General features: G+C 43.5%; 16 protein-coding genes. 1 reads left to right on the forward strand and 15 read right to left on the reverse strand.

Going from position 1 to position 12,621, the window contains the following annotated elements; all coding sequences use genetic code 11:
- Positions 1–5: 5 nt before the first annotated feature.
- From A8805_RS18875 to mtaB, 5 genes are all read right to left on the reverse strand, one after another.
- Positions 6–473 carry a Fur family transcriptional regulator gene (locus tag A8805_RS18875; protein ID WP_109714061.1) on the reverse strand — a complete coding sequence of 156 codons (468 nt, stop codon included), beginning with the start codon at positions 471–473 and terminating at the stop codon, positions 6–8.
- Positions 474–522: 49 nt separating this feature from the next.
- The gene (locus tag A8805_RS18880) at positions 523–783 is read right to left on the reverse strand and encodes a DUF1292 domain-containing protein (protein WP_109714063.1); all 261 of its coding nucleotides are present in this window, start codon (positions 781–783) and stop codon (positions 523–525) included.
- Between the two features lie 11 nt (positions 784–794).
- Complete coding sequence (ruvX, locus tag A8805_RS18885; RefSeq protein ID WP_109714065.1) at positions 795–1,244, reverse strand: Holliday junction resolvase RuvX; 450 nt, start codon at positions 1,242–1,244, stop codon at positions 795–797.
- Positions 1,245–1,249: 5 nt separating this feature from the next.
- Positions 1,250–1,513, reverse strand: coding sequence for an IreB family regulatory phosphoprotein (locus A8805_RS18890; protein WP_109714067.1), 264 nt, complete (start codon positions 1,511–1,513; stop codon positions 1,250–1,252).
- Between the two features lie 168 nt (positions 1,514–1,681).
- The gene (gene mtaB, locus A8805_RS18895) at positions 1,682–2,974 is read right to left on the reverse strand and encodes a tRNA (N(6)-L-threonylcarbamoyladenosine(37)-C(2))-methylthiotransferase MtaB (protein WP_109714069.1); all 1,293 of its coding nucleotides are present in this window, start codon (positions 2,972–2,974) and stop codon (positions 1,682–1,684) included.
- Between the two features lie 114 nt (positions 2,975–3,088).
- On the opposite strand from mtaB, the gene A8805_RS18900 reads away from it, so the two are divergent.
- Complete coding sequence (locus A8805_RS18900) at positions 3,089–3,325, forward strand: HPr family phosphocarrier protein (RefSeq protein WP_109714071.1); 237 nt, start codon at positions 3,089–3,091, stop codon at positions 3,323–3,325.
- Positions 3,326–3,490: 165 nt separating this feature from the next.
- Here A8805_RS18900 and thiI read toward each other — a convergent pair whose 3' ends face one another.
- The 10 genes from thiI to A8805_RS18950 form a co-directional block, all read right to left on the reverse strand.
- The gene (gene thiI, locus A8805_RS18905; RefSeq protein WP_109714073.1) at positions 3,491–4,672 is read right to left on the reverse strand and encodes a tRNA uracil 4-sulfurtransferase ThiI; all 1,182 of its coding nucleotides are present in this window, start codon (positions 4,670–4,672) and stop codon (positions 3,491–3,493) included.
- 21 nt (positions 4,673–4,693) lie between these two features.
- The gene (locus tag A8805_RS18910; protein ID WP_109714075.1) at positions 4,694–5,851 is read right to left on the reverse strand and encodes a cysteine desulfurase family protein; all 1,158 of its coding nucleotides are present in this window, start codon (positions 5,849–5,851) and stop codon (positions 4,694–4,696) included.
- Between the two features lie 143 nt (positions 5,852–5,994).
- A complete protein-coding gene (locus tag A8805_RS18915; protein WP_109714077.1) occupies positions 5,995–6,735 on the reverse strand; it encodes a 16S rRNA (uracil(1498)-N(3))-methyltransferase in 741 nt (246 codons plus the stop codon).
- Between the two features lie 21 nt (positions 6,736–6,756).
- The gene (gene prmA, locus A8805_RS18920) at positions 6,757–7,710 is read right to left on the reverse strand and encodes a 50S ribosomal protein L11 methyltransferase (protein ID WP_109714079.1); all 954 of its coding nucleotides are present in this window, start codon (positions 7,708–7,710) and stop codon (positions 6,757–6,759) included.
- 158 nt (positions 7,711–7,868) lie between these two features.
- On the reverse strand, positions 7,869–8,771 hold the full coding sequence (locus A8805_RS18925; RefSeq protein WP_242992484.1) for a DMT family transporter: 903 nt from the start codon (positions 8,769–8,771) through the stop codon (positions 7,869–7,871).
- A 29-nt stretch (positions 8,772–8,800) separates the two neighbouring features.
- Positions 8,801–9,229: an MOSC domain-containing protein gene (locus A8805_RS18930; RefSeq protein ID WP_109714083.1), complete on the reverse strand. Its 429-nt coding sequence runs from the start codon at positions 9,227–9,229 to the stop codon at positions 8,801–8,803.
- Positions 9,230–9,231: 2 nt separating this feature from the next.
- Entirely contained in the window at positions 9,232–10,227 is a 996-nt protein-coding gene (gene moaA / locus A8805_RS18935; protein ID WP_109714115.1) for a GTP 3',8-cyclase MoaA, read from the reverse strand.
- Positions 10,211–10,735, reverse strand: coding sequence for a molybdopterin adenylyltransferase (mog, locus tag A8805_RS18940; protein WP_109714117.1), 525 nt, complete (start codon positions 10,733–10,735; stop codon positions 10,211–10,213). Before mog ends, moaA begins: the two co-directional genes overlap by 17 nt.
- Positions 10,695–11,201, reverse strand: a complete 507-nt coding sequence (gene moaC, locus A8805_RS18945; RefSeq protein ID WP_109714085.1) for a cyclic pyranopterin monophosphate synthase MoaC — start codon at positions 11,199–11,201, stop codon at positions 10,695–10,697. The genes mog and moaC overlap by 41 nt, the downstream gene beginning before the upstream one ends.
- 89 nt (positions 11,202–11,290) lie before the next feature.
- Entirely contained in the window at positions 11,291–12,589 is a 1,299-nt protein-coding gene (locus A8805_RS18950) for an alanine/glycine:cation symporter family protein (protein WP_242992486.1), read from the reverse strand.
- Positions 12,590–12,621 lie beyond the last annotated feature (32 nt).

Consider the following 12,621-nt stretch of genomic DNA (forward strand, 5'->3'; position numbering starts at 1 on the left):
ACGGATTATTTGCTTTTACTGAGGCAATCTTTACAATGTCCATAAAATTTCAACTGATGGTCCAGTATGTGAAATCCTGTATCCTCTTCGATATGACGTTCCAGCTCCTCCAAAAGGTCATCTTCGAAAGGCAGAACCTGCCCACATACTCTGCATATTAAATGATGATGGTTGTGTTTTGTGTCTCCTTCAAACAAATGTCCGATCTCATATCTGACACACCCATCATCCAGGTTAATACGGTCCACTAATTGCATTTCAAGAAGCAGTTGTAAAGTACGATAAACGGTGGCCAGTCCAATCTCCGGATACTTTTCCCTGATCAGCTCATAGATATCTTCTGCCGCCATGTGGCTGCCGCTCCTATCTGCCAGGGTCTGTAAAACAAGCATTCTCTGCTGTGTTACTTTTAATCCTTTTCCTCTTAACTTCTCTTTCAGCAGTTCCTGCGCTTTTTCCTGTTCCATCGCCATACTCCACTTCATTTGCAGTAAGTAAATTTATTGTAAAAATCCTAAGACTTTACATTTCAATATCAACGTCCTCAAGCAGTTCCTCAAAAACCTTAGAAACCGCCAGAAGCTCTGTATCATCCTCAACAATCTCATATACACTTTCCACATCATCTGCGGAACCTGTATCCTTCAAAATCAGGCACTCTGCGTCATCTTCTTCTGAGTCTGTAACCAATATGTATACATTCCCATTAATTTTTGTCTGTTCCAGAACAAAAAATTCTTCTGTTTCGCCTGTGTCTTCAAAGGTAAACTTAATTTTTTCCATAAAATATCCTCTTATTCCTGCTCTTTCTGATTTTCCCGCTTTAAATATTCGGAATCCAAATATCCCTGCAGGATAAATACCGCAGCAATCTTGTCGATATATTTCTTACGGTTTTCCCGTCTCACATTACTCTCAATCAGAACCCGCTCTGCTTCTACAGTCGTCAGCCGTTCATCCCACATGATAACTTCCAGCCCCGTTCTCCGTGTAAGCATATCCCGGAATTCTAAAGCTTTTTCCGCACGCTCTCCAATATCGTTGTTCATATGTTTCGGAAATCCAAGCACAATCTTCTCTACCCCGTATTCAGAAATCAATTCCTCTATACGTGCCAGAGTACGCCGTAATTTGTTTTCCTCTTTTCTTTGAATTGTTTCAATTCCCTGGGCAGTAAAACCCAATGCGTCACTGATTGCCACGCCTACAGTCTTTGTACCATAATCAAGTCCTATAATCCGCATAAGTATTATTCCCACGAATTGTGCTTGATATACGCTTTTAACAATTCTTCTACAAGCTCGTCCCTTTCCACCTTCATCACAAGGCTTCTTGCCCCATTATAGCTTGTGATATAGGTTGGGTCACCTGACATGATATAACCAACAATCTGATTCACCGGATTATATCCCTTTTCTTTGAGAGCCTTAAATACAATTTCCAGAATATCTTTCGCGGAAATCTGAGGACCAGGCTCTACCTGAAAGAATTGGGTGTTACTTAAATCGCTCATTTCTTCTCCTCCGTTTTTGTATTTTCACGCTTTACCTTTTAGCGTTATTTGTACTTTTCATAAAGCGGACAGGTCCGCTTTGACTTCCTATCCCCTCATCTGCGGGGGCTTGCCAGGTATCTGCACCGGACATCTTACTTACAATTCTAATATAAACCCTGCCAAAATTCAATGTATAATTTGTAAATCATTTTCAATTTGAACTTTTACGATACAATTCTGTAAATTAACATCGTTATCTAGTGCAATTTTTATATATTCCTTTGTGTGCCCTGACTGCATGGTTTTTCCGCCAATTCTTATCTCTTCTTCTACGAGCACCTCTACTTCTTTTCCAATAAAGCTTCTCTCATAAGCCTGTCTTCTTTCTTCACCTAAAGCAAGCAGAATCTCGCTTCTCCGGGCCTTTATCTGCTCAGGAACCTGTTCCTCCATAGCTGCGGCCTTTGTTCCCTGCCTTTTAGAATATTTAAATACATGTGTCTCATAAAAGTTTACTTTTTCAATAAATTCTTTCGACTGCTGAAACTCCTCTTCCGTTTCTCCCGGAAAACCGACTATCACGTCTGTTGTGAGTGCCGGATTATCAAAATATTTTCTGAGCAGAACACATTTCTCATAATATTCTCCGCTTGTATACCGCCGGTTCATCCGCTTGAGAGTAGAGTCGCACCCGCTCTGAAGAGACAGGTGGAAGTGAGGGCACATCTTCGGCAGTGATGAAATACATCTTGCAAACTCCTCTGTAATAATCCGAGGTTCCAGAGAACCCAGCCTTATACGTTTGATGCCTTCTATTCCATGAACCGCCTGGATTAGAGACAGCAAATCTTCCGCCTTATCCCCGAAATCCACACCATAAGAACTAAGATGAATGCCGGTAAGAACTACTTCCTGATAACCATTTTCCGCCAACTGCCCCACTTCTCTAAGCACTTCTGCCTTACTGCGGCTTCTGACCCGCCCTCTGGCATAAGGAATAATGCAGTAGGAGCAAAATTGATTACATCCGTCCTGAACCTTAATATAAGCTCTTGTATGTTCTCCTGTCCTGGACAGGTGCAAATCTTCATATTTCTTGGTACCACCGATATCTATGACAGCCTTGGAAGCCGCCTGTGACTGTGTATATTCCTGTAAAATAGAAAGCAAATCCTGTTTTTTATTATTTCCAATCACAATATCGATACAAGGGTCTATTTCTTGCTCCTCCTGGGCTTGTACATAGCAGCCTGCTGCAACCACGACCGCCTGAGGATTCATTTTCCTTGCCCTGTGAAGCATCTGCCTGGACTTTCGGTCCGCAATATTTGTCACAGTACATGTATTAATAATATAGATATCCGCCCCTTCTTTGAAGGGAACAATTTCATATCCTGCCGTTTCCAGCATTTCCTGCATAGCTGCCGTTTCATATGCATTTACCTTACAGCCCAGATTATGCAGTGCTACCTTTTTCATATAACTACTCTCCATTATTTTCCTTCTTTGTTTCTTGACTTTTAAACTGTCTTCTCGTAGAATGTATATAAGGCACAAGGCCATACACAATATATATTAAGGAGGGATTCCCCAATGAAGACAGTACAGATTTCTTTAAATTCCATTGATAAGGTAAAATCATTCGTGAATGAGATAACAAAATTTGATAACGACTTCGATTTAGTATCCGGAAGATATGTAATAGATGCCAAATCAATTATGGGCATTTTCAGCTTGGATCTTTCAAAACCAATTGAATTAAACATCCACGCTGATGGAAACGCAACAGATGCAATTTTAACTGCATTAAACCCATACATCATTAAATAAGCATTGTTTACAATGAGAGCTGCCCATATAGACAGCTCTTTTTTATGTAATAGGAAAATACGTCCTATTACATAAAAGCCCTCCGGGGGATGCGCACTGGGCTGTATAAGGAAGATGCCGTTGCACGGCCAACCCAGGCGCGAGTTTCGCTTGCGAAACTCTATTTTATTTCACCGTTATAGTTTCCACAGTTTCAATGGCTGTCTTCACCAGTTCATCAATTTTCTCTTCCAGATTCCTTTCGGATCTCTCAATTCTTTCCAGATTCGGCTTTGTCACCGGATGTTTCGCAACAAATATAGTACAGCAATCCTCAAAGGGCTGAATAGAAGTCTCAAATGTATCTATTTTTTCCGCAATTTCTACAATCTCACGTTTGTCAAAGCCAATCAGGGGACGATAGACAGGAAGTGTGCATACTGCATTCGTTGCAGCAAGACTCTGCATGGTCTGGCTGGCTACCTGCCCGATGCTCTCCCCTGTAATCAACCCCAGACAGCGGTTTTCTTTTGCAAAATGCTCTGCTATCTTCATCATATAGCGGCGCATGATAATCGTCAGTTCTTCGTGGGGACATTTATCATAAATGTAGAGCTGGATGTCTGTAAAGTTTACCACATTTAGCTGTATCGGCCCGGCATACCTGGAAACCAGTTTTGCCAAGTCTACAACCTTTTCTTTTGCACGCTCACTGGTATACGGCGGCGCGTGAAAATATGTGGCCTGTAAGCCCACTCCTCTCTTTGCAATCATGTAGCCTGCAACCGGACTGTCAATCCCCCCTGACAGAAGAAGCATAGCATTCCCATTGGTTCCCACCGGCATTCCTCCGGGTCCGGGAATAATCTCCGAATATAGGTAGATTTCTTCTCTCACTTCGACATTCAGCCGGATTGACGGATTATGCACATCAACCTTCATCCCGGGAACTGCGTCTAAAATTACGCCTCCCAGTTCACAATTCAGCTCCATGGACGTCATGGGATATTGCTTTTTACTTCTTCTGGCTTCCACCTTAAAGGTCTGATTTCCTTCCGGGTACATTTCTTTTATATAAGATACGACATCTTTGGAGAGCTGTTCAAAGCCCCTATCCTCCACACGTACCACCGGACAGATGCCTACAATACCAAACACTCTCTTAAGACTTTCCACAGTCTCCTCATAGTCGTATTCACTTTCACATTCCACATATACTCTTCCTTGTGCCTTATGAACATAAAAGTCACCATCAACTTCCTTTAATGCAAAACGCATTTGGCGGACAAGGGCGTCTTCAAACAGGTATCTGTTTTTTCCCTTTATGCCAATTTCTCCATATTTAATCAAAAATGATTGAAATCTCATATCTATCTCCTTTGTGTAAGGTTATCTTCTCGTATATTTCCGAAGTGTTGGAATACAATTATATAACGTCTCTAACGTATAGTCAATTTCTTCTCTTGTAGTGAATTCTGACATGCTGAACCGTAGTGTTGCATCCAGATATTCCTTGGATGCCCCAATCCCTTTGAGCACTCCGCTGACAGCCGGATGGTTTGAGGAACATGCCGAACCGGAGGAAACATAAACGCCTTTATCTTCCAGTGCATGCAGAAGCACTTCACTTCGTATTCCGGCAACTCCCAAACTGATAATATGGGGGGCACTGTTTCCATCAGTCAGTCCATGTACGGTTGTACTCTCTATTTTAGATATTCCTTCCAGAAAATATGATTTCAGCTCGCGCATCAGCGCCACCTTCATATCCAGGTCCTGATAAATCATCTGAGCCGCCAGTCCCATACCTGCAATACCCGGCACGTTTTCCGTTCCTGAACGGATATTTTTTTGCTGCTCCCCGCCGAAAACTATGGGGCTTATTTTTACCTTTTCATCGATATATATGAATCCGATACCTTTCGGTCCATGAATCTTATGAGCACTGACAGTAAGCATATCAATTCCCTGTCTTTTCGGATAAATACGATATTTCCCGAATCCCTGCACTGCATCTGAGTGGAACAAAATCCCTGGATTGTACCGTTTCACAATCTGTATGGCCTCATTCACAGGCTGTACAGCTCCCATCTCATTATTCACATACATAATAGAGACAAGAATTGTCTCTTCACATAATGCTTCTTTTAAAGCATCCAGTTTCACTCTTCCATTTGCATCCACCGGCAGGTAGGTCACCCGGAATCCTTCTGCCTCTTCCAGATATCTCATGGTGTTCAGAATCGCGGGATGTTCAATCGCAGTGGTAATCAGATGGTTTCCTGAGCGCTTGTTTGCTCTCGCGGAACCAATCAGCGCCAGATTGTCACTTTCTGTCCCTCCCGAAGTGAAAAAGATTTCTTTCGGGTTTACTCGCAAAATCTTCGACAGTCTATCTTTTGACTCTTTTATATAATGTTCTGCCGCTACACCTTTTCTATGCATGGAAGAAGGATTTCCATAATCCTGGCACATCACCTTATAAACTAAATCTCCAACCTCAGGATAGCATCTGGTTGTGGCTGAATTATCCAAATAAATTTCCATAACACTTTTCCTTTACTATTGCTTACTACTAAGTTATGCTTCTTGAACTACTAATGTTCAATTCCGGTTAAGTACATCCGGGCGGATTTATGGCCTGCACATTCCTATCCGCTCATGAACACGGGGTTTCCCTAATAATTTCATTATGAGTTTTCCAGATGATACATTAAAATGGATAATATTGCAAGTCCTGCCGTCTCTGTTCTCAGAATCCGTTTTCCCAAGGTAATGGAATGGGCCCCTGACTGAATTGCCTTCTCTACTTCATCCTCTTCAAAACCACCTTCCGGCCCTATGAAGATACCCACATCCTGCCCCGGACGGACAGCAGAAATAATTTCCCTTGTCTTCTCCATTCCTTCTGCCTGCTCATAAGGAATCATCACCACATCCAGCTCCCGGGCCTGCTCCAAAGCTTCACGAAAAGACAGTACCGGCATAACCTGAGGAACCCTGCTTCGTCCCGACTGCTTTGCCGCACTTAATGCAATTGCATTCCAGCGTTCGGTCTTCTTTCCTGCTTTTTTCGCATCCAATTTTACCACTGCACGCTTCGTCGAGGTGGGAATAATCTGGTATACACCAAGCTCTACAGCCTTTTGAATAATCAGTTCCATTTTGTCCCCTTTAGGCAGTCCCTGGAACAGAAAAATTTTCGAAGGAAGCTCTGCTTCTTTTCTTCCCGCAGATATAATCCGCAGAAAAGCATATTCCTCCTCATACCGGTCAACTTCACAAAGATATTCTGTCCCCTGTCCGTCACTGACCTCCACCTTTTCCCCTGCTTTCATGCGGAGTACATTCTTCATATGATTTACATCTGTACCTTCAATACATACAATTCCGCCTTTAATCTGGGAAGGCTCAGCAAAAAAATGATGCATCTCACATCTCCCTCTACTATGCTAATTCTTTCTTGCAGTCACAGAGACCCATTCGCCCTGATATGTCACTTCCAGAACTTCCAGCCCTGAATTCTCTACTGCTTCCACAACTGTCTTTTCTTTATTATCAATAATACCGCTTGTGATGTAAATACCACCCTTTTTCATTTGATTTACAATTACCGGAGTCAGCTCTGTCAGCACATCTGCCAAAATATTAGCCACAACAATATCATACTTCAAATATCCAGCTTTATCCTGCACTGCTTTATCATTAATAATATTTCCAATCATTACCTCATACTGGTCCTGGGCAATTCCGTTCACTTCCATATTCTCATGGGTAGCATCAATTGCACAGGGGTCCAGATCCGTACCAACAGAATACACCGCACCAAATTTCAGGGCAAGCATCCCTAATATACCGCTGCCGCATCCTACATCTAAAATCATGGTTTCAGAGGTTACATATTTTCGGAGCTGGCGGATACAGAGCTGGGTAGTTTCATGCATCCCTGTTCCAAAAGCTGTCCCAGGATCAATATGAATAATCAGCTTATCACTATCTTCCGGCTTTACATCTTCCCATGAAGGAATAATTAAAATATCGTCTACATAAAACTGATGAAAATACTGTTTCCAGTTATTCATCCAGTCCACATCTTCTGTCTGTGACTCTTCTATCTGGCATTCTCCCACATCCACATAAGAGGCCATCTCTTTCAATTCTCTTCTAATATCATCTAAAAGCTGCTCCTTGCCCTCATCCTCTTCCATATAGAAACTTAAATAGGCAATTCCGTCATCTTCCTCTGTCTCCGGGAGGATATCCACAAACATCTGCTCTTTGTCAGACTGGGTCAGTGGAATCTTATCTTCAATCTCTACTCCCTGAACCCCAAGATCCATCAGCATACTGCTGACAATATCCTCTGCTTCTGTTGTTGTCTTTATTCGAAATCTGTTCCATTTCATTTTACATTTCCTCCAGAAATAAGATTCAAATTTTTTAGCAATCCAATGTTCACTATATAACTTTTCTATAATACATGCAAGAAAATTTTAGGATGTGCAAATTAAGGCAGTACGTTTTCATCCATGCCTTAAGCTGTCTGCAGTATCATTCACTGATTCTATTTCTCTTTCTCAGGAATGGCCAGTATAAATAATGTGGAAAGTACAAGTATAAAGCCTAGAATGTCTACTTTTACAAACTTGGTCCCCAGGTAAACCGCGGCAACGATTGTAGCCCCCACAGGTTCCATACAGGAAAACAGCCCTGCGTAAACAGGACCTGCATATTTTACAGCAGCCATGTAGAAACAGAAAGGCAGAAGCGTTCCTACCACAATAATAACAGCGAATGCAACCGCCACCTGGGTATCCACCTCGGTCTTTATCCTCCACGGCTGTACAGCAAGCATTAGTACGGTGCCTCCGATAATCATCCCCCATGCGCTCACCGTCTCTGCAGAATACTTCCTCAAAAGAGGTGCGGGCAAAACTCCGTAAATGCAGGCAACAACGGCCAGAAGCAGCCCTAAGAAAACTCCTTTTCCAGAAACTGCAAGAGTTGAGAAATCTCCGTGAGTTGCCACAAGGAAAATCCCCACCACCGCAGCCAGCACAGAAATCATCTCTTTTTTACTTGGAAGGATTTTATGTACGACTGCAAAGAATATAATCAGTATAGCCGGGTTCAAATACTGGAAAATAGTTGCCGTCCCTGCATTCATCTCCTTTACCGCGCAAAAAAAGACATACTGCATCCCCAGCATTCCGGTTGCTCCGAATATCAGCAGTCTGATACGGTCCTTTTTATCCTTCCAGACGCCAAATATATCCTGTCCCCTTATCCCTGCATAGATAAGCAGAAGCGCTCCTGCCAGCAACATTCTGTATGGAACCAGCCATTCAGGAACAATATTCTTCCGCTCAAACAGAAACTGTGCCACAGGGCTTGAAATCCCCCATAGAGTCCCCGTCATAAAGGCAAACAAACAGCCTTTCATCTTTATTTTTCTATCTTGTTTCATTACTCTCAATCCTTATGTTTTTATTTTTGTTACAATTTCACTAACATGTCCCCGGTTTTAATTGTTCCGCCTTTCATTACTCTTGCAAAAACACCTTCCCGGGGCATGATGCAGTCACCCATTTTTTGAAATATCTCACATCCATTATGACATTCCTTTCCAATCTGCGTCATTTCCAGAACCACATCATTGCATTGGAAACGTGTACCTACGGGAAGCGTCTTAAAATCAATTCCTTCCACTACAAGATTTTCACCAAAAGCTCCATCTTCCACTTGGGCTCCCTTTTGACGAAATTTTTCAATCTTATCATAGGACAGCAAACTGACCTGTCTGTGCCATTTTCCGGCATGCGCATCTCCCTCAATCCCAAAATCTTCTATGAAAACTGCTTCTCCCACATTTGTTTTCTGTGTCCCTTTTTCAGGGCTTGTACAAACTGCAATTACTTTTCCCATAATCAACCCCCAATCTTTGACATTTGCTGCCGCTCCAGATTATTTCCTTCTTTCTCCTCCGTATCTTCTACATCGGAAAATTGATGGCAGCGCGGCTTTTCAAATATCACCTTTTTGATTCGTTTCTTTAATTCTTTATCACCAGCACCGTCCCGCATCAGCTTTTTCAAATCTTCTCCTGCTGAATATTGCAAGCATGCCTTTAAAAATCCTTCTGCAGTCAGCCGGACCCTATTGCAGTCTCCACAGAATTGATGGGAAACCGCACTGATAAATCCTATTTTCCCGCAAAATCCAGAAAAACTCATATAGGCTGCGGGCCCATTTCCAAACCTGCCGGACAACAGCTCCGGAGCTCCATATACCTCTTCCAGCCTTTCCAATACTGCCTCCTGGCTGCTGCCGAGGTAAGATTTCCCAAGTCCGATGGGCATCATTTCTATGAAGCGTACATCCACAGGTTTTGAAGCTGCCAGTTCTGCCAAAGGAACCCACTGTCCATCATTGATGCCCTGCAGAATAACGCAATTCACCTTCACACGAAGCCCAGGATACTGTAGTGCAGCCTCAAGCCCTGCCAGGGCTTTTTCCAGCTCATCCCGCCTGGTAAGCTTCTCATACTGCCTGGGATTTAACGTGTCCAGACTGATATTTACTGCATCCAATCCCGCTTTGACGAGACTCTCTAGCTGATCTGCCAAAAGGATTCCATTGGTCGTTAAAGTAACCTCTTCTATCCCCGGAATCTTTTTCAGGCTGCCCAGAAGTTCACTGATTCTTTTTCGAACCAGGGGCTCCCCTCCAGTCAGCTTAATCTTTGATATTCCCTCCTCTGCACATATCCTGCAGATTCTTACAATCTCATCATAGGTCAGTATTTGGCTGTGGGCCACCTGCTCGATTCCCGTCTCAGGCATACAGTATACACAGCGCAGGTTGCACCTGTCTGTCACAGACACCCTCAGATATTCAATTTTTCTATCATACTGATCTATCATGATTCTTCCCTTCATTTCCACATTCTCCCGTCATCCCCTTCATAATCTCCAGACCATGGGGAAGGGTTGCAAGGATACATTCTAAATTTTCTTTTACTGCTTTGGGGCTTCCCGGGAGATTAATGATCAGCGTTTCATTTCGGATGACAGATACTCCCCGGCTCAGCATTGCGCGGGGTGTTACCTGAAGAGAGGCATATCGCATTGCTTCAGCAATGCCTGGCGCATTCTTTGTTGCAACTGCAAGAGTTGCCTCTGGCGTACAGTCTCTGGGAGAAAATCCTGTCCCTCCCGTGGTTAGAATCAAATCCATATGCTCTTCATCACAAAGCTTGATCAGCTTCTCTTCAATCAGCTTTTGTTCATCAGGGAGAAGAAGTATCTTTGCAGCCTCGTATCCGGCTTCCTCTATCATCTCCCGGATGAGGGGACCACTTTTGTCCACTCTTTCTCCGGCATACCCCTTATCACTCAGCGTTACAACCGCCGTCTTCCATTTTTTCTCCATGCTCATAATCACCGCTCTTTCCGCCTGTTTTCCGGCAAAGATAAATTTCCTTGATTTCCATAGACTTGTCCAACGCTTTACACATATCATATATTGTCAGAAGCGCCGTACTGACCCCAGTCAGCGCTTCCATTTCTACACCCGTCTTTCCAGTTACTTTAACAGTACAGCAGCACCGGACTGCACACTCTTCAGGCAGCATCTCAAAAGTCACCCTGCATTTCGTAATCAGAAGAATATGGCACATGGGAATTAACTCTGCTGTCCTCTTTGCGCCCATAATTCCTGCTGTTGTGGCAACTCCCAGCACATCTCCCTTTCCAATGGTACCTGCACCTATCGCATCATAAATCGTTTTGTTTACCACAATCTTTCCCGTAGCTGTGGCCTCACGGACTGTATCTGATTTTTCGGTCACATCTACCATGACCGCTTTTCCGTTCTCATCAAAGTGTGTCAGTTTCATGAACAACTCCCTCTCCATACTTTTAATCAATGGGTCTATTTTCTATTCTAACACACTGTAAATCTGCTGTAAATCTCAATTCCGCCAAGTCATTTGACGGAATGTGCGTGTGTCACTGCACCGGCCTTCGCCCTTGTCTCATGAATAATCACCTTCCGCAGCATCCAGATACATAGAATATTCGGTATCGCCATAAAAGAATTAAACAAGTCTGATACCGTCCACACAAAGTCCAGCGACATGATCGCCCCCAAATATACTGCTGTTATATAAGCAATTCTGTAGGAAAAAATTTTTCTTTCTCCCCAGAGATACCGAACCGCACATTCTCCATAATAGCTCCATCCTATAATGGATGCATAGGCAAAAAGTACCAGCGATATAGAAAGCATCATACTGCCGTTCACCGGTAACTTATCAAAAGCCAGGAAACAAAGCTGGTCATCCGCGGCACCTGCATAACTCCCCGGCTCCCGGATCATGCTGCTTACAATTGCGATTCCAGTGATGGCACACATGACAACGGTATCCCAGAACGGACCGGTCATGGAAATTATCCCCTGCTTTACCGGGGATTTTATTCTGGATGCAGCTGCAGTCATTGGAATAGAGCCAAGGCCTGCTTCATTTGTAAAAAGTCCCTTGGATATCCCTGTCCTCATTCCTACCATCACAGCTGTCCCTGCAAGTCCCCCCGCAACCGATTTTGAAGTAAACGCAGAGCGCACTATTACAGCAATAGTTTCTCCCAGATATGCCTGATTCATCCAGATTAGAAGCAGACATCCCCCAAAGTAAAAAATACTCATAATGGGAACCAAATATGTACACACCTTTGAAATCTGTTTTGCCCCGCCAAGTATAACAATTCCCACCAAAACCGCGGCCACAATTCCTATAACAGAGGCCGATACCGGACGCTGGATCTGCACAGCCGCACAGATAGAATGTGACTGGACACTGCTGCCCATTCCCAGAGACGCAAGAATTGTGCTGACAGCAAATACTACCGCTCCACTTTTTTGATGCAGTACCTTTTCCATAACGTACATCGGACCGCCGGTGTAAGAACCATCTGCACAGGTTACGCGGTACTTCGCAGATAAAAAACATTCTGCATAACAGGTAGCAATACCCAGCACCCCCGTCATCCAGCACCAAAATACCGCTCCCGGTCCCCCGATGGCTATAGCTGCTGAGATTCCCACAATATTTCCAGTCCCTATCGTAGCAGCAAGAGCAGTCGCCAACGCCGAAAATGGGGAAATACCATTTTCTCCTGTCTCTTTCTTTGAGAAACTGAGACGGATTCCAAGGGGAACCTTCCGTTGGATAAAACCAAGACGGAATGTAAAATATAAATGGGTACCCAGAAGAATTACCAGCATTGGCAATCCCCATAAGTACCCGTAAATTAATT

It is taken from the genome of Faecalicatena contorta (assembly GCF_003149105.1).
Taxonomy (GTDB): Bacteria; Bacillota; Clostridia; order Lachnospirales; family Lachnospiraceae; genus Muricomes; species Muricomes contortus_C.